This is a genomic window from Eubacterium sp. AB3007 (assembly GCF_000688015.1).
Lineage (GTDB): Bacteria > Bacillota > Clostridia > Peptostreptococcales > Anaerovoracaceae > Aminicella.
Genome location: NZ_JIAD01000001.1, coordinates 1,070,668 through 1,095,852 on the forward strand (window position 1 = coordinate 1,070,668; position 25,185 = coordinate 1,095,852).

The 25,185-nt window shown below is 54.6% G+C and carries 21 protein-coding genes and 1 riboswitch; of the genes, 1 reads left to right on the plus strand and 20 read right to left on the minus strand.

Features of this window, described 5'->3' with window-relative positions; genetic code table 11:
- Window positions 1-45: 45 nt before the first annotated feature.
- The 14 genes from P156_RS0105360 to addA form a co-directional block, all read right to left on the minus strand.
- Window positions 46-963: a ComEC/Rec2 family competence protein gene (locus P156_RS0105360; RefSeq protein ID WP_027869250.1), complete on the minus strand. Its 918-nt coding sequence runs from the start codon at window positions 961-963 to the stop codon at window positions 46-48.
- Window positions 964-972: 9 nt separating this feature from the next.
- The gene (gene dsdA / locus P156_RS0105365) at window positions 973-2,316 is read right to left on the minus strand and encodes a D-serine ammonia-lyase (RefSeq protein ID WP_027869251.1); all 1,344 of its coding nucleotides are present in this window, start codon (window positions 2,314-2,316) and stop codon (window positions 973-975) included.
- Window positions 2,317-2,517: 201 nt separating this feature from the next.
- Window positions 2,518-3,837: a fibronectin type III domain-containing protein gene (locus tag P156_RS0105370; RefSeq protein WP_027869252.1), complete on the minus strand. Its 1,320-nt coding sequence runs from the start codon at window positions 3,835-3,837 to the stop codon at window positions 2,518-2,520.
- Window positions 3,838-4,050: 213 nt separating this feature from the next.
- Complete coding sequence (locus P156_RS0105375; RefSeq protein WP_027869253.1) at window positions 4,051-4,326, minus strand: HU family DNA-binding protein; 276 nt, start codon at window positions 4,324-4,326, stop codon at window positions 4,051-4,053.
- A 121-nt stretch (window positions 4,327-4,447) separates the two neighbouring features.
- Window positions 4,448-5,476: a DNA recombination protein RmuC gene (locus P156_RS11675; protein ID WP_051600680.1), complete on the minus strand. Its 1,029-nt coding sequence runs from the start codon at window positions 5,474-5,476 to the stop codon at window positions 4,448-4,450.
- Window positions 5,477-5,551: 75 nt separating this feature from the next.
- Window positions 5,552-6,043, minus strand: coding sequence for a 6,7-dimethyl-8-ribityllumazine synthase (gene ribE, locus P156_RS0105385; protein WP_027869254.1), 492 nt, complete (start codon window positions 6,041-6,043; stop codon window positions 5,552-5,554).
- A 15-nt stretch (window positions 6,044-6,058) separates the two neighbouring features.
- Window positions 6,059-7,258: a bifunctional 3,4-dihydroxy-2-butanone-4-phosphate synthase/GTP cyclohydrolase II gene (locus P156_RS0105390; RefSeq protein ID WP_027869255.1), complete on the minus strand. Its 1,200-nt coding sequence runs from the start codon at window positions 7,256-7,258 to the stop codon at window positions 6,059-6,061.
- A gap of 13 nt (window positions 7,259-7,271) precedes the next feature.
- Window positions 7,272-7,922, minus strand: a complete 651-nt coding sequence (locus P156_RS0105395) for a riboflavin synthase (protein ID WP_027869256.1) — start codon at window positions 7,920-7,922, stop codon at window positions 7,272-7,274.
- The gene (ribD, locus tag P156_RS0105400; protein WP_027869257.1) at window positions 7,903-9,000 is read right to left on the minus strand and encodes a bifunctional diaminohydroxyphosphoribosylaminopyrimidine deaminase/5-amino-6-(5-phosphoribosylamino)uracil reductase RibD; all 1,098 of its coding nucleotides are present in this window, start codon (window positions 8,998-9,000) and stop codon (window positions 7,903-7,905) included. Before ribD ends, P156_RS0105395 begins: the two co-directional genes overlap by 20 nt.
- A 200-nt stretch (window positions 9,001-9,200) precedes the next feature.
- Window positions 9,201-9,315, minus strand: a riboswitch (FMN riboswitch).
- Window positions 9,316-9,405: 90 nt separating this feature from the next.
- Window positions 9,406-9,657, minus strand: a complete 252-nt coding sequence (locus tag P156_RS0105405) for a zinc-binding dehydrogenase (protein WP_027869258.1) — start codon at window positions 9,655-9,657, stop codon at window positions 9,406-9,408.
- A 98-nt stretch (window positions 9,658-9,755) separates the two neighbouring features.
- Entirely contained in the window at window positions 9,756-10,178 is a 423-nt protein-coding gene (locus P156_RS0105410) for an SseB family protein (RefSeq protein ID WP_027869259.1), read from the minus strand.
- A 20-nt stretch (window positions 10,179-10,198) separates the two neighbouring features.
- Window positions 10,199-11,437: a polysaccharide deacetylase family protein gene (locus P156_RS12750; RefSeq protein ID WP_185752145.1), complete on the minus strand. Its 1,239-nt coding sequence runs from the start codon at window positions 11,435-11,437 to the stop codon at window positions 10,199-10,201.
- A gap of 25 nt (window positions 11,438-11,462) precedes the next feature.
- Window positions 11,463-12,683: a hydantoinase/carbamoylase family amidase gene (locus P156_RS0105420; RefSeq protein ID WP_027869260.1), complete on the minus strand. Its 1,221-nt coding sequence runs from the start codon at window positions 12,681-12,683 to the stop codon at window positions 11,463-11,465.
- 93 nt (window positions 12,684-12,776) lie between these two features.
- The gene (gene addA / locus P156_RS0105425) at window positions 12,777-16,235 is read right to left on the minus strand and encodes a helicase-exonuclease AddAB subunit AddA (RefSeq protein WP_027869261.1); all 3,459 of its coding nucleotides are present in this window, start codon (window positions 16,233-16,235) and stop codon (window positions 12,777-12,779) included.
- Window positions 16,236-16,365: 130 nt separating this feature from the next.
- Between addA and gpmI the strand changes: the two genes are divergently transcribed.
- The gene (gene gpmI, locus P156_RS0105430) at window positions 16,366-17,901 is read left to right on the plus strand and encodes a 2,3-bisphosphoglycerate-independent phosphoglycerate mutase (protein WP_034802270.1); all 1,536 of its coding nucleotides are present in this window, start codon (window positions 16,366-16,368) and stop codon (window positions 17,899-17,901) included.
- 556 nt (window positions 17,902-18,457) lie between these two features.
- Here the strand turns inward: gpmI and P156_RS0105435 are convergent.
- Genes P156_RS0105435 through P156_RS0105460 form a run of 6 tightly spaced genes read right to left on the minus strand, consistent with a single transcriptional unit; the run spans window position 18,458 to window position 25,184 of the window.
- Window positions 18,458-19,531 (minus strand): PotD/PotF family extracellular solute-binding protein, encoded by a 1,074-nt coding sequence (locus P156_RS0105435; RefSeq protein ID WP_034802274.1) that lies wholly within the window; start codon window positions 19,529-19,531, stop codon window positions 18,458-18,460.
- Complete coding sequence (locus tag P156_RS0105440; RefSeq protein ID WP_027869264.1) at window positions 19,512-20,312, minus strand: ABC transporter permease subunit; 801 nt, start codon at window positions 20,310-20,312, stop codon at window positions 19,512-19,514. Before P156_RS0105440 ends, P156_RS0105435 begins: the two co-directional genes overlap by 20 nt.
- The gene (locus P156_RS0105445; RefSeq protein WP_027869265.1) at window positions 20,309-21,121 is read right to left on the minus strand and encodes an ABC transporter permease; all 813 of its coding nucleotides are present in this window, start codon (window positions 21,119-21,121) and stop codon (window positions 20,309-20,311) included. The genes P156_RS0105440 and P156_RS0105445 overlap by 4 nt, the downstream gene beginning before the upstream one ends.
- Window positions 21,114-22,190 carry an ABC transporter ATP-binding protein gene (locus P156_RS0105450; RefSeq protein WP_027869266.1) on the minus strand — a complete coding sequence of 359 codons (1,077 nt, stop codon included), beginning with the start codon at window positions 22,188-22,190 and terminating at the stop codon, window positions 21,114-21,116. The genes P156_RS0105445 and P156_RS0105450 overlap by 8 nt, the downstream gene beginning before the upstream one ends.
- A gap of 55 nt (window positions 22,191-22,245) precedes the next feature.
- Window positions 22,246-23,916 carry a glutamate--tRNA ligase gene (locus tag P156_RS0105455; protein ID WP_027869267.1) on the minus strand — a complete coding sequence of 557 codons (1,671 nt, stop codon included), beginning with the start codon at window positions 23,914-23,916 and terminating at the stop codon, window positions 22,246-22,248.
- Between the two features lie 14 nt (window positions 23,917-23,930).
- Window positions 23,931-25,184, minus strand: a complete 1,254-nt coding sequence (locus tag P156_RS0105460) for an adenosylhomocysteinase (protein WP_027869268.1) — start codon at window positions 25,182-25,184, stop codon at window positions 23,931-23,933.
- Window position 25,185 lies beyond the last annotated feature (1 nt).

Sequence of the window (25,185 nt, forward strand, 5' to 3'; positions counted from 1 at the left end):
CCGCGTTTAATTCATTAAAGGCCCTTTCTCTGAGGCCAAAGTTAACTAACAGTACTTGGCCGGTTTCTGGCCGGTCTTATCGAACACCCAGCCCGTGGCCGTAGCTGTAGCTGTGATGTCTCCCAGTTTATCTGTACGGAACACCAGGATATTCGGATCATAGGCGCGCAGGTTCCGGAATGTCTCCACCCCAGGGTGTCCCCAGGTATGGCCATCCGCGCTCACCACCACGTACTCCGGATCGAACCATTTATAGAACTGAGGTGTTGTTGCCTTTTTTCCTCCGGCACCGTGGTGTGGATGATCCATCAATTCCACGTTGTGACGCTCCATCTTTGGCAGTGACTTCTTCATGTTGTCGCCGGTCAGGAGGGCGGTACGTTTGCCATACGTAATGTAAATAGCCAGACTCCCCATGTTCCCCCGATCGTTGGTCTTGGCGCTCTTGTATTTCTTCTTGTCCTGAACAAACTTCAGTGTCACTCCATCCAGTTTGATGGTTTTCCCACGCTTGCCCTTGACGCGCCTGATCTTTCTGGCTTTGATGGTCTTCATAAGCTTCTTGCTCAGCTTGCTCTTCTTGTAGGAGGGTCCTTGGGAGTACCAGAACTGCCCCACCGGAAACGCCTTGGCAACATTGATCAGCCCACCAACATGATCATCGTGGAGGTGGGTAGAGATCATGTAATCGATCCGGCTGATGCCCATTCCCTTCAGCTTCTTGACGATGCCCGGACCATATCCCGGCAGACCTCCATCCACCAGAACAACCTTGTTGTGGGGCGTCCGGATCAGAATGGAATCCCCCGGTCCCACGTTGAACCATGTAATCCGCAGACTGTTCTTGGATACCACGCTGTTCGCCTCTGCCTTATCCGGCAAAAACTGTGCGCTCATGGCTACGATGGTACAGAATGCCAGCAAAACCGCACCCACGGCGATGCTTTTTCTCTTTCCTATCATACCTGTCTCCTATTTCAGATGTGTATTCAGATACTGTTCCCAGACCTCTTCTGGTACAAGCCTGCCGCCTGTAGCCCAGCAGATCTGGGTGCTCCTTGCCAACTTCTCCGAGGTGATTCCCTCCTTCTCCAGGTAGGCAACCCCTTTTCCCATTAGGTTAACCGGCCCGACGAAGGAAGCGCAGCTGGATGGCTCGATCCTGATGCTTTCTGTCTCCATCAGCATACGCATGTAGTCATACAGCCGATAGTCCGCTACGGTGAAATCCCCCGCTACAAGGTTGTTGCAGATCCGTGTCACGAACCCAGAGGGGCTAGCGCAGGCCAATCCATCCGCATGGGTCTCCCCACTGATGCCAAAATCGTGTACATTCGCCTGTTCATATCTTTGTGAGGCAAACCCCACCAAAAGCGACGGGCACATCACCGGCTCCGTAAAGAACACATGCACATTATCGCCAAAACGCCTCTTCAGCCCGTAACACACTCCCCCGGGAGCACCGCCCACACCAGCAGGCACATAGACGATCAAGGGATGCTCCTCATCTACGGTGAGCCCCTGCTCCTCAAACTGCTCTGCCAGCCGTCCAGCCGCCACCGCATACCCCAGGAAGAGATCCACGGAATACTCGTCATCCACAAAATAACTCATGGGATCGGCATCAGACTGCCTGCGTCCCTCCGCTACGGCACGGGAGTAGTCATCCTCATACTCGATCACGTTGACCCCCTTGCTGCGGAGCATGTCCTTCTTCCACTGCTTGGCGTCTGCCGACATATGTACTTTCACATTGAATCCCAGAAAAGCGCTCATGATACCGATGGAAAGCCCCAGATTCCCGGTGGAACCCACCTGTACGGTGTACTTTCCAAAGAATTCTTTCATCTCTGGCGCCGCCAGTTTCTCGTAGTTGTCTGTGACAGTGAGCTTGCCCGCCGCCAGCGCCAACTCCTCCGCATGCTTCAGTACTTCATAGATACCCCCGCGAGCCTTCACTGAACCAGCAATTGCGAGATGACTGTCCATCTTAAGAAAAAGGCGCCCTGGGATCTCGCATCCTTCTTCCCCACACAAAGCCTGCTGCATGGCAGGGATCTCCGCCAACGGGGACTCGATCAGCCCCTCTGTCTCCTCGGTTTCCGGAAAACACTTGCGGATGTAGGGAGCAAATCGGGCCAGCCTGGCCTCCGCATCCTGGATATCCTCATCCGAAACAACCAGTTGGGTCACGCCATCCACCACCTCGAAAGGCAGGAGACGCGGGTTCAACCACAGGGTCTCTCTCTGTTCGATGACCTCGCGAACGGCGCTGTCCGAAGCCGCCAGGGTCCTCGCATATTCCTTGATCTCCATTGTCGTTCTCCACTCCTTAAGATGCAACTCATACATAGAAAGTATACCATAGAAAGGGTACGGATTTCAATCTATATATGTACCGGCGGTTCCATCGCACAGGAAGGAAATAGTGGCGCCTCTCTCAGCACAAAAAAGCGGTGGACCTTGCAGGTCCACCGCGCAGCCAAAATCGCTCTTGCGGCCTTTTTGACGGTTGCTTTATTTCTGTTTCTTTGTTGCCTTGTAGAGGGGGGAGTATCCGCCATAGGCCCTGTTCTGGTAGGTGTACACGGATACTGTTTTTTTGAGCTTCTTGGGTTTGACGTAACTGGTCCAGGTCCCGCCGAGTTTGACTGTGTATTTCTTCTTGTTTCCCTTCACCCAGACTCCACAGATGTTGACGCCGGATGCACCAGGCTTTTTCTTGAATGTGACGATGGCCTTAAGCCTGTATGTGTAGTATACGTACTTAGTCTTGTATTTATACGTGCGGAAATATCCGACATAGTAATGGGTGTTCTTGACTTTGTGCTTCTTCACCTTATACGCCTTCAGCTTGAATGACTTGATCGGTGTGGTAGCGACACCGGTCTTGAAGGAGCGGACGGGAGAGTAAGGACTCTTCCAGAAGTAATCCTTTCCTCCGTAGGTGAAACTGGTTCCGTAGTAAACTCTGGCCTGATAGTTCGTGTTCGGCTTCAGCCCTTTGAATTGATAGGTATTATTCCCTTTATCCATGCTGTAAAGCTTCCAGTTATTGGTCCCCACCTGTCTATACTCGATGTACTGGGTGAGATACTTGTTATCAGCATATGCCGATCCTGTCTTGAAAAAGAAGTAATTGGAATACACCTCATACTGATTGAATCCATTGGCAGGCCTGCTGTAGATATAAGTAGGCACTGCTTTCTGTTCTTTGTCGTGATACAGTTTTCCATCTGTCCCCAGGACATACACCGTGATCGTATGGAAGCCAACCGGGTATTTTTTCATATCGATCGAGATGTCGATCGTAGAAGTACCTAATTCTCCAGGTCCTTTCACCATCGAGTTGTCAACATACACACTATAAAACGTACAGCCACTGTATATTCCGGTCAGGCTCCCCTTCACGGTAACAAAGCCACGGGAATTGGGTGCAGAAACGGTATAAGATACTGCCTGTGTGTTGCCCTTCAGAGTATCCGGTTCTTCTCCCAGACTTTTCCCTTTTGGTTTGTCATCTGCAATGACGGTGGGGGCAGATTTACTGACTTCTTTCTGATCGGGGGTCTTCTGCGCTGCCCCCTCTTCCCTGGCCGGGCTCTCCTGAACGGCCTTTGCAGTTGCCTCTGCGTCCTCCTTTTCTCCCAAAGTCTCATCCACATCAGGTTCCGATGCTTCCGCGGTCACCTCCACCTGCTGTCCTTCCTTCTGCTCATTCTCCTCCTCGGCAAACACCTGCCCATTCAACATCGGCATAAAGGTGACTCCAACCACCAGAGACAGGGCCAGAGCAAGCGCTCTGTGAGTGAGCGCGCTAATCCATTGCTTTCCCATATTGTGCCTCCTGTAATCATAAATACATATTTGTCTAAAAACTCACATATTTTATACCAGAAGTATAGCACATAAACACTCGAAAAACAAACCATAAATTCATTTTTAATACAGATATTAAAAACTTCCGCCCCCTCCGGTATATGCGCCCGACGCACGAAAAAAAGGCTGTCTCCATATGGAAACAGCCTCTCATTATGTCTGAATTAAAGTCTATTTGTTTACAGCGTCCTTCAGTGCCTTTCCTGCCTTGAATGCAGGTGCCTTTGCAGCCTTGATCTCGATCTCTTCTCCTGTCAGCGGATTTCTTCCGGCTCTTGCAGCTCTCTCTCTGACCTCAAAGGTCCCGAATCCAATCAGCTGAACCTTGTCTCCCTTCACCAGGGATGCCTCGATAGCACCGAATGTTGCCTTGACGGCCTTTTCTGCATCAGCCTTGGACAGGCCGGCTTCCTTTGCGACTGCTGCTACTAATTCAGATTTGTTCATAGTATTTCTCTCCTTTTCCGTGATTATCTGACTAATAATATACACCAAAAAGCCCACAAATGCAACAGCCTCTTGCCTTCTAACACGGTATTTTTGCAAAAAGACCACCATCTGAGGTCAATTACGATGTCTTTTCTGCGGAATCGGTCACGATTTCCAGTTTTTTCTTCAACGCATTCGTCCGGGTGGTCCGGAGTGAGGTGATGTCTTTTCTGCTCATCTCCAAATGGTTCTCTGCCCTTGCCAACACCTCATCGAAACGATCCACCTCTATGCGAACCTCCTCCAGAACACGACGTATATCCTCGGAGCGATCCCTGATCGCCAGCATCTGGAATCCGACACGAAAACTGCTGAGAAGCGCGGCCATGGAACTGGGTCCAGCGATCATTACATTGGATTCCTTCCTGAGCACCTCCACCATACCCAGCCGCAGTGCTTCTGCATACATCGCCTCTGAGGGCAGGAACATCACTCCATAGTCCAGAGAATTCGGTGCTTTCACGTACTTCTTGCATATATCCGCCGCTTCCTTGCGAAGCTCAGCTACAAAAGCCTTCCGTGCCCCCTCGCACAAAGCCCTGTCACCACTTTCATAGGCTTCCTGCAGCTTGGCAAAGGAAATAGAAGGATTCTTGGAGTCGATCACCAGATACATAGGATTGTTTCCATCCCCAGGCATTCTGACCGCAAAATCCACCATGGTTCGTTCCTCCGGGACTAGTCGAAACTGAGATTCGTATTGCTGTGGAGCCAGTATATCCGCCAGAATGCTCTCCAGCTGCGCCTCCCCCAGATTCCCATTGGTCTTCACGTTCAGGAGCACCCTCCTGATATCCCCCAAATCTCTGGACATGGTGCTCACCGCAGAAATATCTCGGAGCATCCGCTCCAACTGTTCTCTTTCAGTGAGCGACATTTGCTCCAGAGTTCGATGCATCGTGTTGATAGACTGTTGTTGGACCATGTCCCCTGTGCGCATATCACCGATGAGCCGCTCGATATCCTCAATATTGCTCTTCTGCACTTCTGCGGCAATTGCCTGCTCCGCCATTCGTGCATCCATGCTCTGTAAGCGCAGCAACAGGATCGCCACCAGTACCCCCAATACTACCATGACGATCAGCGTAATCACTCCCAATACCTGCATTTGCTCCCTCCTCACTAAGTGTGTCAATGAGTGTGTCAAAGGGGACGGTTCTTTTTGACACACTTTCCGAGTGTGTCAAAAAGAACCGTCCCCTTTGACACACCCTTCGACACACTTCAGCAGGTCCATCATCTCAAGCGCACCGATGGCACAATCGTAGCCCTTGTTGCCCGCCTTGGTACCGGCGCGCTCGATGGCCTGCTCAATATTCTCTGTCGTAACGATACCGAACATCACCGGGATGTCGTTCTGCAACGAGACCTGGGCAATACCCTTGGAGACCTCATTGCATACGTAATCGTAATGACTGGTAGCCCCGCGGATCACCGCTCCCAGGCAGATCACTGCTCCATATTTCCCACTCTTTGCCATGCGGGAAGCCACCAGCGGTATCTCGAAAGCACCAGGTACCCAAGCAACCTCGATGTCCTCTTCTGCCACATCATGCCGGGTGAGCCCATCCAGGCATCCCGCCAGCAACTTCGATGTAATGAACTCGTTGAAACGCGCCACTACGATTCCGATCTTTTCATTCCCTGCTACCAGTTTACCTTCATATGTCTTCATTGTCATCCTCCTTTTTTAAAAATCCAGAATATGTCCCATCTTCAGTTTCTTTGTTTTCAGATAAAAACGGTCGTAGTCATTGGCTTCCATCTCGATCCCAACTCGCCGGTTAATCTCCATGCCGAACTCTTCCAGCTGGTAGACTTTGTCCGGGTTGTTGGTCAGAAGACGCATGCTCTTCACGCCCAGGTCGCGAAGAATCTGGGCGCCGATGTAATACTCACGTTGGTCGGCTTCGAACCCCAGCGCCAGATTTGCCTCCAGGGTGTCCATCCCCTGTTCCTGCAGTTCATAGGCCTTCAGCTTATTCAAAAGGCCTATTCCCCGGCCTTCCTGGCGCATGTAGAGCAGGATCCCCCGGCCCTCCTTTTCGATCTGGGTCATGGCAGAAGCAAGTTGCTGTCCACAGTCACAGCGCAGGGAACCGAAGGTGTCACCGGTGAGGCATTCTGAATGAACACGACAGAGGATATCTTCTCCCTCGCCGATCTCTCCCTTGACCAGCGCCACATGGTGTTCCCCGTTGAGCAGATTCCGATACCCATACGCCTTGAACTGCCCGTAACGTGTGGGCATATTGGCGATGGCCTCACACTCCACCAGACGATCATGGCACTTCCGATAGTTCTTCAGGTCCTCAATGGTGATGAAGGTGATGTCAAACTTTTCGGCCAACTCCATCAATTCGCTGGTGCGCATCATGGTGCCGTCCTCCCTCATGATCTCACAGCAAAGACCACATTCCCTGAGCCCGGCAAGACGACAGAGATCCACCGTTGCTTCAGTGTGTCCCTCCCGTTCCAGCACACCGTTGCGTTTGGCAAGCAACGGGAACATATGCCCCGGTCTGCGAAAGTCCTCCGGCCTGGCATCCTCCGACACACAGGCAAGCGCCGTCATTGACCGCTCTGCGGCAGAGATGCCGGTAGTGGTAGACACGTGATCGATGGAGACTGTAAAGGCAGTCTCGTGGTTGTCTGTGTTCTCCATGACCATCTGGGGAAACCGCAGTTTCTGCACATAATGCTCCGCCATAGGCATACAGATGAGGCCCTTTCCGTGAATCGCCATGAAGTTGATGTTCTGCGTGGTAGCGTGCTCCGCTGCGCAGATGAAATCCCCCTCATTCTCCCGATCCTGGGCATCTGTCACCAGAATAATCTTTCCCTGTCGCAGATCCTCCAAGGCTTGTTCGATGGTTCCGAACTGTCCCATATTCTTATCCTCCTTATCCATATCCGTGCTCCGTAAGGAATGCGCGGGTAATATTGCTTTGTGCTCCGGCAGCGGGAGCACCATTCATGAGCCGTTCCACGTATTTGCCGATGATATCGTTCTCCACATTCACCACATCCCCGGCACGTTTCTCACCCAGGACGGTCACACTGGCCGTGTGGGGGATGACGGACACCTGAAAACGGTCCGGTTTGGCATACACCACCGTCAGACTGATCCCATCGATGGCGACGGATCCTTTATCCACGATGTACCGCAGCAACGCCTCCTCCGCCGAAAAGGTGTACCGGATGGCATTGTCATCTTTCTCGACCGCAAGTATCCTGGCCGTCCCATCTATGTGTCCGGCGACGATGTGGCCGCCAAACCGGCCATCTGCCGCCATCGCTCTTTCCAAATTCACATGAGCACCCGGCGCAAGCGATGCCAGTGAGGAACGATCCAGCGTCTCATGCATCACGTCTGCTGAAAATCCACTCTGATCAAAGGTGACGACAGTCAGACACACCCCGTTGACGCAGATGCTGTCTCCGATGTGGATGTCCTCCAGGATCCGGGTCGCTTCGATAGTTAACACTGCAGATACTCTGCCCCGCCGAATCTGTCGCACAGTACCGACCTCTTCAACGATTCCCGTGAACACGTTTCAACACCTCGCTTTCTATCAAAATGTCCTCTCCCAGCCTGGTCACTCGCACGTCCGCCAGTTGCAAGCCCATCCCTGGTGTCGAAAACCCCTGGCCTTCCACTGGGGTCTTTGCGGTCTTGCCGCCCAGGATCTTTGGTGCGATGTAGGCATACACCAGATCGACGATACCCGCCTCCGCTGCTGCCCAGGCCAATGTCCCACCGCCTTCAATCAGCACCGAGTCGACACCTCGGCGGCCCAACTTCATCACAAGATCCGCCAGATCCACACGGCCCCCCTTCTCCGCCACACAAAGCACTTCGCACCCGGTTTCCAGGTATGGTGCCTGACGGGAAGAGTCCTTCTCACAGGTGGCCAGGATCGTTGGGATCTCTCTTGCCGTGGTCACCACCTTGGCATCAAGAGGTGTGCGCAGATGGGAATCGCAGACGATCCGGATGGGATCCACTGCGCTCTCAAACCTTGCGTTCAGCATTGGATCATCGGCAAGCACCGTGCCCAGTCCGACCATGATCGCCTTGCAGCGATTCCGTACCCTGTGTACATGGGCCCGTGCCTTCTTCCCGGTGATCCATTTGGATTCTCCTGTATAGGCAGCGATCTTCCCATCCATGGTCATGGCGTACTTCAGCACCACCAGTGGGTGCCCGGTCTCTACGTAGTGCAGAAAGATCCGGGCAAGACGCCGGCACTCATGTTCCATACATCCGGTCTCCACTTTTATGCCCGCGTCTCTCAATATCCGGATCCCCTTCCCCGCCACCTGCGGGTTGGGATCTCCTGCTCCCACCACCACTCGAGCGATCCCCGCCTCCAGAATAGCGCTCGTACAGGGCGGCTGCCGCCCCTGATGACAGCAGGGTTCCAGTGTCACGTAGATGGTTGCCCCGAAAGGATCCTCCCCCCTCGCCTGGCAATCCTTCAGTGCGTTTCGTTCCGCATGCAGATCCCCACAGCGTTCGTGTGCTCCCTCTCCGATGACTCTCCCATTCTTTACGATCACCGCCCCCACCAGGGGATTGGGACTCACACGCCCCTCCCCGCGAGCTGCGATCTCAATGGCACGCTGCATATATGTTTCGTCTTTTGACAACACAGCCTCAACCTCCAAAAAACACTTTCGCCCCGAAGACCATTCTCCGGGGCGTATGAAAAAACACTCTTAAAGGCGGAAGTGGAACCCGCCGCCATAGAAGCGGGGGATCCTCTGGCGCTCGTTATGAAACAAAAACTCTGGAACAAAAAATCCCAGAGCAATATGTTTCTCAACTATTCTATCTTCTCCCATCCAGACTATACTGTCGGCTCCGGAATCTCACCGGATCATGCCTCTCGGCTCGCGGGCTGTACCGCCGGTAGGGAATTTCACCCTGCCCTGAAGATCTATTCACTTGTCTTGTATAAGTATACCACCCGACTCCGATTTGTCAAGGCACAATGTGGAGGATGGGGTGAAATGATAGTGACGGCTCCATCATCATACGCAGGAGGCCACCACACAGACCACCTTTCCGTAGCTATCGCTGCTTTCCAGATAACGATGGGCGTCAGGCACCTGCTCCAGAGAGAATATCTTCTCCGGCTTGGCGTCCACGTTATAGTCGCGTACAAAGTCCAGCATCTCCTGTTCCATCACCGCCGAATAGATATCAAAGAAGCTGATCTCTTCGGGTACCCGCGCGAGCCTTGCGCCCCCGGACCCTCTGGAAATCTGGACAAGGCCCGCCATCTGTTTACAATATTGTCAGTAATCTTTCTTTCGCCCATTCGAAACACAAAAAAAAGCCGCGGCAAACCGCCACAGCTTTCTTCCTGACACAGGACCCGCTACACGGATCCTTCCTCCTTGCGCGAAGGCTTTGTACGTATGGACTCGGCCAGATTACTCTCCAGCACCAGCGGCTCCGTCAAGCCGTCCAGTGCTAGTCCACGGCATCCTTCCGTCTCTCGCATCAGTTCCAGACACGCCTCGATATCCATCTCCTTCAGGATGAACTCATCCGCATAGTCCGCCGGGATCTCCCCCATATTGGAAAACACCGGCAGAAATCTGGCTCCATCGTCGCGTTCCAGCATATCCGGTTTGCCACTGCCCGGCAATGTGGGCACGATGAGAATGGAATCTTTCATGCAGGAGAGCACCCAGTCCAGCTGCTCCTTCGTCTCCTTGGAGAGATAGCGTTTCTTCAGAAACACCAGTGTGCTTCCGTCCTTTAACAGATTCTCTGTGACTCTGCTGTCGTTGTTCATCACGCACCTCCTATGGTACATTACTTGCCTATATATACCGTCCCCGGTCCGAACTTCTCGCCTCGGATCGCCGCAAGCTCAGTGATCGTGACCAGCTCATAGCCGGATCTTTGAAGATCCCAGACGATCGCATCCACTGCCCGCACAGTACTGGGATGGATATCGTGCATCAGGACCACTGCTCCATCACGCTTATGCTTCCTGACGTATTTTATCAACCGGTCCGTCCTGCGATATTTCCAGTCCAGCGTGTCGATGGACCATAGGATCAGCGGTCTCCCCGCGATGGCTTTCACTCTGTGATCGACGGCCCCGTACGGTGGCCGGATCACCGTCGCGTTATGACCGATCAGCTGTCGGATCTTCCCATCTGTGGTCGCTAGCTGCTTTTGGATCTTTTTCTTTTTCAGGCCTGGGAGATACGCATGATCCCAGGAGTGGTTGCCTATCTCACATCCCAAGGCGCTCGCTCGTTTCAGTAGATGGGCTGTACTTCCATCGATTCGGTTTCCAATCACGAAGAACGTGCCCCGTGCCCCATTCTTCTGGAACACGTCCAAAACGTGCTTTGTGCCTTGCACAGCAGGACCATCGTCAAAAGTGAGCGCGATGCGTTTTCGATCCCTATGGAACAGCACCAGATCCGCCCGGGGCACAAAGCCTTCCGTCTCGCCAGCCTTCACGCTGACCCATTCTCCCGAAGCGTCCACGGGATCCACCTTGTTTCCAAAGGCCAGAGTAAGCCTCTGCGGACTCTCTCTGTCCGCTGCCGCATACACCGCTGTGCTGGTCACCTTTACCGCTCCCAGCACATTTTGGGGAAGCATGCGAAATGAAGTCCCCTCCTGTGCAGGGGATGCCTTTTCCTCTATCTGAACCGGCACCTGCTCCGGCGGGGGGACCATCTCACGATCTACGCAGACCAGTACCGTACACAGCAACGGAAGCAACACCATGAGAAACCACCGGCGGTCCTCCGAAAGGCCGTTCTCCACAGGGACCGAGGCTTTACAGACCCATCGAATCCCCTCAAGCAGTGCCCCTATCCACTGCCGCAGATCACATAACAGATTGAAAAGAGTGCAGGTATCGATGGGCACCTGTTCCGCCATGATGTCTCTGGTTCCGGCCTGGATGCGCCCCATCCCTCTTCGGATATCCACCAGCGCGTTCGTCCACGTGGATGTCTGGATGGGAACGCGCTGCAACAGCACGTTCCCACCTGTGTCGATTAACTTGTGGGATGTCGTTCCCTCCATGCACATCTCCCTGTCTGCCTCTCCTCTACCAAGCTAGTTTCTTCAAATACTCCTTCAGCAGGACATAGCCCTGCTCCAGATCCTCTCTGGACGTATACTCCAACGGAGAATGGGCGATTCCCTTCTCGCTGGGGACAAAGATCATATTGCTCTTTGTTACATCGGCGAACACCTGGGCATCATGCCCGGCGCCGCTGTCGATCCGCATGTACTTCATGTCATGCGCAGCAGCGATGTCCCGCATCACCAGCACCCCATCCAGATCCATATCCGCCGGATCATCGGTGCCTGTTACGGTCACCTCAACGTTAATGTCTCCCATAGCGTTCTCATGGTCTTTCATGATAGACCTGGCCTCGCTCAGCAGCGAGGCATTGGTGGACCGGATGTCAAAGGTCATACGCACCTTCTCTGCGATGATGTTCTGTTTCCCAGGGTAGACCTCGATGTTTCCGAAGGTGCATACCACCCTGTCATTTCTGTCCTCAGCCCAGCTGGTGATCTCGTCAATGAGTTTTGCCGCAACGGGCACCGGATCTCTCCGCATGCTCATAGGCGTAGTGCCTGCGTGGTTCTGCTCACCGGTGATCACGATCTCTCCGATCATATTGCCAGCGATGGACTGGACGAGTCCCACCTTCTTGAGGGATTTCTCCATGACACCGCCCATCTCCGCAGACAACTCCACGAAATGCTCGATATCTGTTCTCCCCTCAGGCACCCCCTCTATGTCCGCAGAATCGCTCATGTCTGCGATGGCTTCCCGCAGGGTGATCCCGTTCATGTCCGTTGAGCGGAGGTCTTCCTCCACCAGTTCTCCCACTATTCCACGGCTCCCAAGGTTATATCCCCGGTTGAAACGACTGGCTTCTTCCTCTACTGTGGCCACGACTTCCACAGATTTCTTCGGTTTGCCGAACTCCTCGTAGAGGGCCCGCACGGCTTCCAGTGAGCACAGGATGCCCAGAGCACCCCCATATTTGCCGGCGTGCTTGACCGTGTCCCGGTTGGACCCGGTCATGATAATGGCGTCGGATTCTCCCTCGATCCTGCCGAACAGATTGCATATATCGTCCATATACACTTCCATGCCAGCCTCCTCCATCCAGGAGGTGAGCATCTCGATCCCCATCCGGTCTTCCTCGGTATAGGAGGCGCGCCAGTACTCTCCGCCTCGGATGGATGTCTCCGCGAAATCATCGATCGCACGCTCGATCCAGTCGAGCTCCTTCTGTATATTCCCCATGACTGGTCTCCTTTCGTTCATCACCCTATATCTTACCACAGATCACGTTGCCTGTTAACGGAAAACTATCCCCTGTTTCTATTTCGTTAGCACCTACAACCTGATCGCTTTCCCAGCTGCGGACAGGTAGAGCCATTTCTCCGCTACCGCAAGGCCGGTGGCCTTCTCCAGTGCCTCTGCGTAAATTGCTTGCTGCTCCCTATACATCTCAGCAATCCTGGCAGCCTCATCTTCAAACGGCTTCTCCGGATCCACACGGTTGGTCTTGTAGTCCAGAAGCACGATCTGCTCTCCCTCCAGGAAGAACGCATCGATGACGCCCTGCACCCCGGTCTGCTCGCCGCATCTTTCCATGGAGAGCACAAAGCTTTGTTCCCTGTATAGCATCCCTTGTGCCGCAGCCCGAACGCATCGCTTCCCCAGGGGACTATCAAAAAATCGCAGCACCTGCATCGGATCCACCGCCTTCCGTTCATTCGGCAACAGGATCTCCTCCTTCTCCATGCGCTCCAGGGAAGCGGCCAGCGCTTCGCCGCCGCCTTCTGCCACCTCTTGGAAATCGATGGTCTCCATGATCTTATGGTAAATCGTACCTCGTTCCGCACCGGTCAGTTTCTGTTTCGGTGCCAGGAAATGCGGCACGGGGATCTCCTCCGGGGGCTCGTGGAACTCTCCAAGTGCATCGGGCAGTTCCTCTTCCGGTTCTTCCATGGAAGCGGCAGGTCTGTGTGCCTGCGCGTTCAGGGCGCTGACCGAGTACTTGGAGCGGATCCTGGCACTTTCCTCGTAGGGATACCGATAGGCGAGGCGGCTGCGGAGTTCCCCTTCCAGCGGGCCTTCTTCCGGGAACGGATCGGGATCATGCTCCGGCACAGGCTTTTCCTGCTCCAACAGCTCCGATGCCTCCACAAAGACCACATCCTCCACCGAGGGCATCATCCCCAGATAAGTGGTGTCACTCAGGTTTCCCGCCTCCTTGTCATCCAGCAGGTCGGCGCCTCTCTCAGGCACGCCGGTCAGGTAGAGACGATCCCGCGCCCTTGTCATGGCTACATAAAGGACGCGCTTGTGCTCCTCCCGTTCCTCTTCCTTCAGTTTCTCCAACACCAGGCGGTATGCCAGGGTTTTCTTTTCCATCCGGTGTTCTGGATCTTCCAGAAACATTCCCAGTCCCACGTCCTTGTGGAAGCGGACCTTCTGCTTGGAGTCAGTGTACTGCAGGCGCTTGCAGATTCCCGCTACGATCACCAGGGGGAACTCCAGCCCCTTACTCTTGTGGATGGTCATCATCCTGACCACATCGTCATTCTCCGACAGAAGCCGCACCTGTCCGATGTCGATCTTCTTGTCCTTTCGAACGCTATCGATATATTTCACAAAGCCATACAGGGAGGCCTGTCCGGTCTTTCCAAACTCCACGGTGAGATCCACCAGCCTGCGCAGATTGGCCTGCCTGAGATCTCCCCGCGGCATTGTACCTGTCAAAATGTAGTATCCGGACTCCCGCAGCAGCATCCAGACATAGTCCGGCAGCGGCATGGTGTTGGCCAGCCCCCTCCAGCGCTCCAGCAGCCCTGCCACTCGGCCCGCTTTCTCTGCCAGTGCATCTCCCTGCCCGCCGGCTACCTGCAGAAACGCCTCGGCGTAACTCCCCTCCGGACACCGCAACCGAATATCCGCCAGCTCCTCCGTGCTGAACCCGAAAATCTCGGAGCGAAGCACGGAGAGAAGAGGCACATCTCTGTAACGGTTATCGATGACCGAAAGGAGGTTCATCATCACACCTATCTCGATGGTGTCGTAGTATCCCTTGTTATCGTCTACGAACACGGGGATCCCCCTCTGCCTCATCACATCCTGGAACACCGGGCCGGTGTTCGCTACGGAGCGCATAAGAACCGCCATATCACGGTACGCCATGGGACGGACACATCCTCCTCCTGGAGCCTTGCTGTCGAAAAATGGTTTTCCCAGGTTCTCCTCGATGATATTGCAGACCAGATGTGCTTCCTTCTCGTCCTTCTGCATCTCCTGCAGCTCTTCATCCAGATTCTCGGACTCTTCCTCCTCTGCCAGAAGCCGTATCTCAGGTCGAAAGGCGAATTCCTCAGGGCAGTCGATTCCCGGATACAGCCGGGCCGCCTCGTCATACCCTTCCATCAGGGGCGTGAACCGGTCATTGATCCAGTCAAGGATCACCGGCTTGGATCGAAAGTTGCGGTTCAGATCGATGCGCACCGCATCCTCCGCGCCTTCTCCATACCTCTCGTACCTCTCTCGGAAGATCTCTGGCTCCGCCAGTCGGAACTTGTAGATGCTTTGTTTGACATCACCAACCATGAACACATTGTCCTTGCCGGAGATGGCATCGATGATCGCCTCCTGCATCACGCTGGTATCCTGGTATTCGTCCACAAAGATATACCGTAGTTTCTCTCTATAGTATCTGCGGGCATCAGGATCCTGCAGGATCTCCAGGCAGTAGTGCTCGATGTCGTTAAAGTCCACCAGTTTCTGTTCCATCTTCCTGGTTTTAAACCTGAGGTGGAAGTCCTTCAGGACACGGCAAAGTGTCTTTGCCACTGGCACCAGAGAAGCGATCTCCGCCAGTTCTGTTTCTTCGTCACCCAGAAATCCCTTCGTCACCTCTCCCCGAAGTTTTTTCGCCACTTCTCTGCGAGCATCGTAATATGGCTTGACCTCCTTCCAGGTCTCCTCTTCATCCTTCTTGCCCCGAAGTGACATACGCGGGAACTCCGCGGCCAGCCGGGCAAGCCCGCTGTAATCCTCCGCCTCAGCCATTGTAGCCATGCAACGGTAGGTTTTCCTCTCATCCTCATACTTCTCAGCCAGGCGATCCAACCCCGCCTCGACCAGAACCTCCCAGGCCTTCTCGCTGGCCTCTGCAGCTCGCTCCAACTTGCCTCGGATGATCTGTTTCCTGTATGCCCATCCTTCGGACCTTCTGTAATCAGTGAGTTCCTGTATCTTCTCATCCAGTGTTTCGAAAGGGGATGGCAGTGCCATCAGCGTATCGTACAGAGAGCTTATGATCTCCCGCACACGTCCATCGTTCTTTTCGTTCCCATACCAATCCAGCAGGGTGTAGAACGCCTCATCATCCCGTGCAAAAGCCTCCTGGAAGAGCTCATCCAATGCTTCTTCTTTCATCAGCTTGCTCTTGGTGTCATCACAGATGCTGATGTCTGGCTCCAGATCTGTCAGGAAGAAGAAGTGCCTTACCACGTCCAGGGAGAAGGAGTGGAAGGTGCTGATCTGTGCTCTGGAAAGCCGTTCGAGCTGCTCTCTGGCGGAAGGATCCTCTTCCAGCTTTGCTTTCAGGGAGCGGCGGATCTTCTCCTTCATTTCAGCAGCAGCGGCTCTTGTGAAGGTGACGATCAACATGCTGTCCAGCGGAATCCCCTCTTCCATGGCCATGCGCCGTATACGTTCCACCAATACCGCTGTCTTTCCAGACCCGGCTGCGGCCGCCACCAGAATGTTCTTCCCTCTGGTTTCGATGGTTTCTCTCTGTTTCTCTGTCCAGTTCATATTGACTCCTTCCTCTCGTTATTTTAACACAGAATTCATTCATGTAACATTGCTGATTTCAGAATCCTGTGGTATGATTGGGATGAATACTCTGACACGAGACCGTGTGCATAATAAGGAGATGATCATTATGAATAACAAGCGACCGACCATGCTTTTGATCATGGACGGATTTGGAATGAATGACGAGACCTTTGGCAACGCCATCGCCCAGGCCAACAAGCCTGCACTGGATGAGATCTTTTCCAAATACCCTATGACCCGTATTGATGCCTGCGGAGAGGCGGTGGGCCTTCCGGATGGCCAGATGGGCAACTCGGAGGTAGGCCATCTGAACATCGGCGCTGGCCGCATCGTCTATCAGGAACTGACTCGCATCACCAAGGATGCGGAAAGCGGCAACATGCTTGAGAACGAGCGGCTGAACCATGCTATCGACCACGTCAAGGCAACCGGTGGTGCCCTGCACTTGTGGGGTCTTCTGTCCGATGGCGGTGTCCATAGCCACATCAACCACCTGTTCGCTCTGCTCGATATGGCAGCAGGCAAGGGCGTGGAGAAGATCTTTGTGCACGGATTTCTGGATGGCCGTGACGTGCCGCCTCGCTGTGCCGGCACCTATATCCAGCAGTTGGAAGAGAAACTGACAACCATCGGGATCGGACGGCTCGCTTCCATCGCGGGGCGCTACTACGCCATGGACCGTGACAAGCGTTGGGAGAGAGTTCAGCTGGCCTACGATGCCCTGACCCTGGGGAAGGGATATACTGCAGCCACCGCCGCGGAAGCGCTGGCCGCCGCCTATGACCGGGACGAGAACGACGAGTTCGTGAAACCCACCGTGATCCTGGACGATGCCGGTAACCCGGCGACCGTGAACAATGGTGACTCCGTGATCATGTTCAATTTCCGGCCGGATCGCGCCAGAGAGATCACCCGCACCTTCGTGGACAAGGACTTTGACGGGTTTGAGCGGGAGAAGGTGGCGGATGATCTGTGCTACATCTGCATGACCACCTACGATGCCACCATGCCGGGCGTGGAGATCGCCTACCCGCCTGAATCCTACAAGAACACCCTGGGGGAATATATCTCCAGTCTGGGACTCTCGCAGCTGCGCATCGCGGAGACAGAGAAGTACGCGCACGTCACCTTCTTCTTCAACGGCGGCGTGGAGGAGCCTAACCCCGGTGAAGACCGGATTCTGGTGCCCTCCCCCAAGGTGGCCACCTACGACCTGCAACCGGAGATGAGCGCCTATGGTGTCACCGACAAGGTGGTGGAGCAGATTGAGACCGGCAAGTACGATATGATCATTCTGAACTTTGCGAACGCGGACATGGTCGGTCACACCGGAGTGATGGAGGCTGCCATCAAGGCGATCGAGACCCTGAACGACTGCGTGCCCCGCGTGGTGAATGCAGTCCTGGCTCAGGGCGGCCAGGTGCTCCTCACCGCGGACCACGGCAACGCGGACGTGATGCTTGACCACGACAACAACGTGGTCACTGCTCACTCCCTGAACCAGGTCCCCCTGGTCTACATCTCCGATACGCCTCGGGAATTGGCAGCAGGTGGCAAACTGGCCGACCTGGCCCCCACCATGCTGACGCTGATGGATATCCCGATCCCGGAGGAGATGACCGGGAATGTGCTGGTGAAATAGCGCGCAATTTAAACGGAGGCTGCTGCCCTCAGCGTTGAAGAACGCTGAGGGCAGCAGCCCTTTTTCTTTGGGACGCACGGGGAGGCTTGCAGGCCGCCGGCGGCTAGTTGGCCGCTGGCCGATAGACATCGCCCTCCAAACTGAGGACTACAAAAAAAGCTCCGGGACGGTATTTTGTAGTAGGTTTTCGAGGAGGCGACTACACTTTCATGGGAGACCGGCGTTTTTGTAGTCGTTTTCCCACTGATAACAGCCGAGATCTTCCATCTATTGGAAATCTCCTGCTGGGACCTACTACAAGATTCGCGAGACTTGATGATTTTGAAGTAAATCGGACAATAATCTACTACAAGATTCATCAGACTTACTGTTTTTGTAGCAGGTCGCTCATAAACCTACTACAAAATCCTGCTCAAGCCGGAAAAGTGTAGTCTGTCTCTTTCGGAAGGAACCAGATCTGAGGGCTGTTGCACAAAGCGTTGCAGGACGCTGAGGGCAGCTCCTTTAGCGCGCACGTCATGCTGCAAGGGGTGCTTTTTTTGAGGCACCCCCGTTTTTATTCTGCCTTGAACTTCTTCCAGTACTTTGTCACCAGATCGTTCCCTTCGGGCCCCAGGTCCCGGAGCACCTCGGAGCGGGCCAACAGCTCATCCGAGGGAAAGAGCACCGGGCTGTTTTGGAGTGACTTTGGGAGCATGGCCCGCGCTGCCTCGTTGGGGGTACTGTAGGTCAGGTACTCGTAGTTGGTATAGGCCACGTCACCGCGGCACATATAGTCGATGAACTTCTCCGCGTTCTCAGGATGAAAGGCGCCCGCGGGGATCACCCAGTTGTCGATGAACACCTCCGTCCCCTCCTTCGGGATCACAAAGTCCAGATCCCGGTTCAGTTCCTGACTGTACAGGACCTCCCCATTCCAGACCACCCCCAGATTCGCGGAATTTCCGATGAGCAGATCCCGGGCGGAGTCGTTGGCGTACTTGTAGACCAGCGGTTTCTGGCGGATCAGGTACTCAGCTGCCGCGTTCAGGTCCTTCTTTCGGGTGCTGTTGATGGATAGCCCCTGGGCCTTCAGGCTGGCCCCCATGGTATCCCGCATGCTGTCCTGCATAAGGATGCTCCCGCTGTAGGATGGATCCCACAGGTCATTCCAGGAGGAGGGCTCTCTGCCAGCAAGAGCCTTGGAGTTATACATGATTCCCATGGTACCCCACTGGTAGGGAACCGCATAGCGATTTCCCGGGTCGTAACTCTGGGACGCCATGGTCAGGTATCGTTTTCCAATGTTTTTCAAATGCGGGAGATTGGCTTTGTGCAAAGGCGCCAGGAGATCCTCCGCGATCATTCGTTCCACCATGTAATCCGACGGACAGAGCACATCGTAGACACCGGCTCGGTTTTTGATCACTGGGTACATCTCTTCCACCGTGTCGTAGGTGTCCAGGATAACCTTGATGCCGGTCTCCTTCTCAAAGCCATCGATCACCGCAGGATCCATGTAATCCCCGTAGCAGTAGACGCGGACCTCCTTCTCGTCGCTGTGGTCGCAGGCCGTAAGCAGCGTGATAAACAGCGCTGCCAAAAGCGCCAACGCCAGGACCAATGCTTTCTTACCCCTGTGCGATCTCATGGAAAAATTCCTCCTCGTTAGGCTCTCTATCCGACGCAATATTCACGATCACCAGCACCACAAGCACAGTCAGAAAGATTACGGTGGACAAAGCGAACAGCGTGGGACGTATACCCACCTTCACCTGGCTGTAGATCAGGGTGGAGATGGTGTTGATGCCGGCGCCCCTTGTGAAATGGGTCACCACAAAATCGTCCACCGACATGGTGAATGCCAGCAGAAACCCGGAAATGATCCCTGGACGAATCTCCGGGATGATCACCTTGCGGAAGGCGTAGGCCGGAGAGGCGCCCAGATCCAGCGCCGCTTCGTAACTGCTGGGGCCCAACTGCCGGATCCGCGGCATCACCGACAGAATCACATAGGGAATGTTGAAGGTGATATGCGCCAGCAACACCGTCCCCAGGTTCAGATAGAAACCGAAGGCGATAAAGGTAAGCATCAGAGAAATGCCAGTGACGATGTCCGCGTTTAGCAGCGGAATGTTGTTCAGACCCATGATGAGATTCCGGCTCTGTCGGCTCATGGCATCGATGCCGATGCAGGCCAGCACCCCGATCACCACAGCGATGGCCGCCGACAGCAGTGCGATGAGGAAGGTGTTTCCGATGGCAGACAGGATCTGTCCGTCTCGAAACATCTCCCCGTACCATTTCAGAGAAAAGCCGCTCCACTTGAACATGGACTTGCTCTCATTGAAGGAAAACACCATCAGTGTCAGGATGGGCAGGTACAGGAAAAGCATGACCAGCATGAGGTAGATGGTTCGGATCGCTTTCACAGGCTCACCCCCTCTCCACTCTTGTCCAGGGCGCTAAGGATGGCCATGCTGCCCAGAACAAACACCATCATCACCAGGGACAGGCCGGAGCCCAGGTTCCAGTTGGCACTGGTGGTGAACTCCTGCTCAATGATGTTGCCGATGAGATAGATCTTGCCTCCTCCCAGGATGTTGGAGATCACAAAGGTGGTCAGCGACGGCACAAACACCATGGTCACACCGCTGGCGATGCCGGGCACGATCAGCGGCAGAACGATGCGGCCGAGCACCACCGGTTTCTCCGCCCCCAGGTCATAAGCCGCCTCGATGATGCTGTCGTCCAGTTTCATCAACGCGTTGTAGATGGGAAGGATCATGAAGGGCAGAAAATCGTACACCATACCCAAGACCACGGCGGCCGGTGTGTTGATGATCTGTGGCATGGAGAGTCCAATGAAGGACAAAGCCGTGTCGAACAGCCCCTCCTTCTCCAGAATGACCTGCCAGGCCATGGTGCGCAGCAGGAAGTTCATCCACATGGGAAGGATGAAAATAAACACCATAAAACCCGCCTTCCCAAGCCGGCTGTCCTTCAGAATCAGCGCCAGAGGAAAGGCGATCAGAAAGCAGATGATTGTACTGGCCAGCGCCAGAAGCAACGCCAGGGCCAGAGCCTCTGCGTGTACAGGCTCCGCAATGGCTGTAATGTTTCGCAGTGTGAACTGTCCCTCCCGGTCCGTGAACCCGTAGTACATGATCAGGCACAAGGGGATCAGCGTCCCGCCCAGCATCCATACCAGGAAGGGGGCCGCCAGAAACTTCCTAGACATCCTTGTACATAGCCTCCTCTTCCGCTCTGGTGGGTTTGTGCATAATCTGTATGTTTTCCGGAAGCACGTCGATGCTCACACGGGTGCCGGGCACATAACTGACAGTGTTCTGCACCAGCCATTCAAATCCGCCGGCCTGGATCTCCATCTCGTAGTGGACGCCGATGAACACGTTGTGGGATACCACTCCATCCAGCGCCCCTTCGCCTGGCATGCCGATGATCACATCCTCCGGCCTCACTACCACATCGACCGGGTTCTCCTGGCCGAATCCCTCGTCCACACAGGGGAAGACCCGGCCACAAAGCCGCACTTCCCGGTCTCTCACCATCACTCCATCGATAATATTGCTGTCCCCGATGAAGTCTGCCACAAAAGCGTTCTGGGGCTCGTTGTAGATCTCCTCCGGTGTGCCCATCTGCTGGATGTATCCACCGTTCATCACCACCACCTTGTCGCTCATGGTCAATGCCTCCTCCTGATCGTGAGTCACGTAGAGGAAGGTGATCCCCAGCTCGTTCTTCAATCGGATCAGTTCGTAGGCCATTTCTTCCCGGAGTTTCAGGTCCAGTGCACCCAAAGGCTCATCCAGTAGAAGCAGCTTCGGCTCGTTGACGATAGCCCGTGCCATGGCTACTCGCTGCTGTTGGCCACCGGAAAGAGAGGAGATCCTGCGTTTCTGAAACCCGGACAGATTCACCATCTTCAGTGTTTCCCTTACCTTGTCCCGAATGAAAGACTCGCTCTTGCCACTGACCCTGAGCCCAAAAGCGATGTTGTCTCCCACATTCATGTGTGGGAACAGGGCGTATTTCTGGAAAACGGTGTTGATGGGCCGCTTGTTTGGAGGCATATCGGTGATGTCCCTCCCTTCAAAAAACACCCTGCCGCTGTCTGGCCGCTCAAAACCGCCCACGATCCGAAGCGTGGTGGTCTTGCCACAGCCAGATGGCCCCAGCAGGGTGATAAACTCGTTCTCATTTATCCGCAAGCTAAAATCATCGAGGACGGTATTCCCATCCTCGAAGGTTTTGGTAATGTTTTTCAGTTCAATCAGAGCTTTTCTCATAAGAATCCCTCAAAGTGTGTCAAAGGGGACGGTTCTTTTTGACACACCCTCACGCTTATCGACCAAATCTCCTGCGAACCATCTCTTCGCCCATGATCTGCTGGATGGTCCATACGTCCGGTGATTGGGCCCTGCCCATCAATGTGATGCGGATCACGGTGCTGACATGCCCCACGTGACCCTTGTAGTCCTCCGGATGTTTTTTGAAATCCTTCGGTTTGGCGGCATATCCCAGGTCTGTGGCGATGGTCCGGATCTTGTCGAACCACTGACTCTGATCATCGCTGTGATCGTACGTCGCCATATACGCATCCAGGATCTTTGGGATGTCTTCCTCCGGCACCTCAGCCGGCATGTCATCCTCCGTCCGGTAGAATTCGTCAAAGAAATAACTGACAAAGTCCACGATCTGTCTGGCGTAGATCAGATCCTTTCTGGGTTTCTTGTCTGCCCGTCCAAGATCAAGGATCTTCACCATATAGGCACGATCCTCAAACATGGGCATGTATTCCGGCGCGCATTCGGCGGCCCAGTCCCGCAGGAAGTCATACAGCTCCTCTGCAGAGATCTTCAGGAGCACGTCCTTGCTGATATCGTTCAACTTGTTCAGATCAAACAGAGCGCCTGAATTGCTCATCTTACGGGTGGTGAACTGGAACTCGTCGATGTCTGCCTCCGGGTTCGCCATTCTCCACTCTTCGAAGTCCGAGTTCAGGATGGTCAGCAGATATTCCCGTACCGCTGCCGGATGGTACCCCTGATGCCGGTAGTAATCCAGCGACAACTCCGGATCCTCTCTCTTGGAGAGCTTCCGCTTGTTTCCGTTCTCATCCAGTTTCATCAGCTGCGCTGTGTGACAATAGACAGGTGGCTCCCATCCCAGCTTCTCAAACAGTTCCACATGCACTGGCAGCGTAGAGAGCCACTCTGCGCCACGCACCACATGGGTAGTCCGCATTAGATGATCATCCACCACATGGGCAAAGTGATAAGTGGGAATGCCGGTGGTCTTCAGCAGTACGATGTCCATGAAATTCTCAGGCATATACAACTTGCCTCGGATCGCATCCTCCACACAGATCTTGCGGACAATGGTCTTGGACTCTTCTCCTTCCCCCTCTGTCACAGCCTCTTTGCCCTCTGACTTCAGGCGTACCACATAGGGTTTTCCGGCTTCCAGCGCTTCTCGCACCTGATCCAGCGTCCACTCCCGGCAGGCCGCATAGGGACCGTAGATTCCCGGAGTCACCTTTTCCTCCTCCTGGCGGGCGCGGATCTCTCCAATCTCTTCCTCCCCCAGGAAGCAAGGATAGGCCTTCCCTTCTGCCACCAGCTTCTTGGCAAAACAGCGATAGATCTCGCCGCGATGGCTTTGTGTATAGTCACCGTAAGCACCCACATCTCCATCTCGGGTAGCGCCCTCGTCGAAGTTGATATCGAAGAACTTCAGCGAATCGATGACCGTCTCCACAGCGCCCTCTACATAACGCTTGTCATCGGTGTCCTCTATGCGAAGAAAGAATACACCTCCAGACTGATGAGCCAACCGCTCATCCACGAAGGCCCCGTACAGGTTTCCCAAATGAATAAATCCGGTGGGACTCGGGCCAAGTCTCGTCACCATGGCCCCCTTCGGCAGATCTCTGGGCGGGTACATCGCCTCGTAGTCCTCCGGGGTTTTCTCGATCTCAGGAAATAGTAAATCTGCAAGCTTCTGATAATCCATGTTCTTCCTCTCCGTTATTCCAGATTCCAACTGTTCAGGTAGTCTTCCTGTTCCTCGGTCAGCGTATCGATGCTGATTCCCCAGGCAGCCAGTTTGCGCCGCGCCACCAGGTCATCGATCTCGCTGCTGACATCCACTACGCGCTTGCCCAGCTCTCCGTAGTGCTCCTTGATGTACAAAGCCGAAAGCGCCTGTACCGCAAAACTCATATCCATAATCTCTGCCGGATGACCATCCGCTGCAGCGATGTTCACCAGTTTTCCTTCACCGATCACGTTGATCCACTTGCCGTTCTCCAGACGATACCCGGTGATATTGGCTCTTGTCTCCTTCTTCTCAAGGGCAGCGGCTTCCAGACCTGCCATATCCACTTCGCAGTCGAAGTGGCCTGCATTGCACAAGATTGCCCGGTCTTTCATGGTCAGCATATGCGGTACAGTGATGGTCTTGCAGCAGCCGGTGGCACTGACGAACAGGTCACCGCGCGGTGCTGCTTCTGCCATAGGCATCACCTCATAGCCATCCATCCGCGCCTCGATGGCCTTCACCGGATCGATCTCAGTTACGATGACCCGCGCCCCCAGAGCTGCAGCCCGCATGGCGATGCCACGGCTGCACCATCCGTAACCCACCACCACGACAGTCTTGGAAGCCACGATCAGGTTGGTGTTGCGCATGATGCTGTCCCAGACAGACTGACCGGTACCATACCGGTTGTCGAACAGGTGCTTACAGTCCGCATCGTTCACCGCCACCATGGGGAACTTCAGTACACCTTCCTTCTCCATGGCTTTCAGGCGAATGACGCCGGTGGTCGTCTCTTCGCATCCCCCCAGCACGTTCTCCGCCAGGTCCGGCCGTTCCTTGTGCAGCATGGACACCAGATCTCCGCCATCATCTATGATGATGTGCGGCTTATGGGACAGACACATCTCGATATGGTGCGCATACTCTTCCGGAGTTGCCCCATGGATGGCAAAAACAGAGAGCCCATCCTCCACCAGGGCGGCAGCTACATCGTCCTGTGTGGACAAGGAATTACTTCCGGTAACAGCCATCTGTGCGCCGCCCGCGGCCAACACCAGGCACAGGTAGGCAGTCTTCGCTTCCAGATGGACTGACAGGGAGATCCGCAGCCCCTGAAAGGGCTTTTCTATGCGGAATTCCTCCTCCAACCCTGCCAGCAACGGCATATTATGACGGACCCACTCGATCTTGGTATGACCGGAGGGTGCCAGCGCAATATCTCTGATCTCGTATCGTTCCATT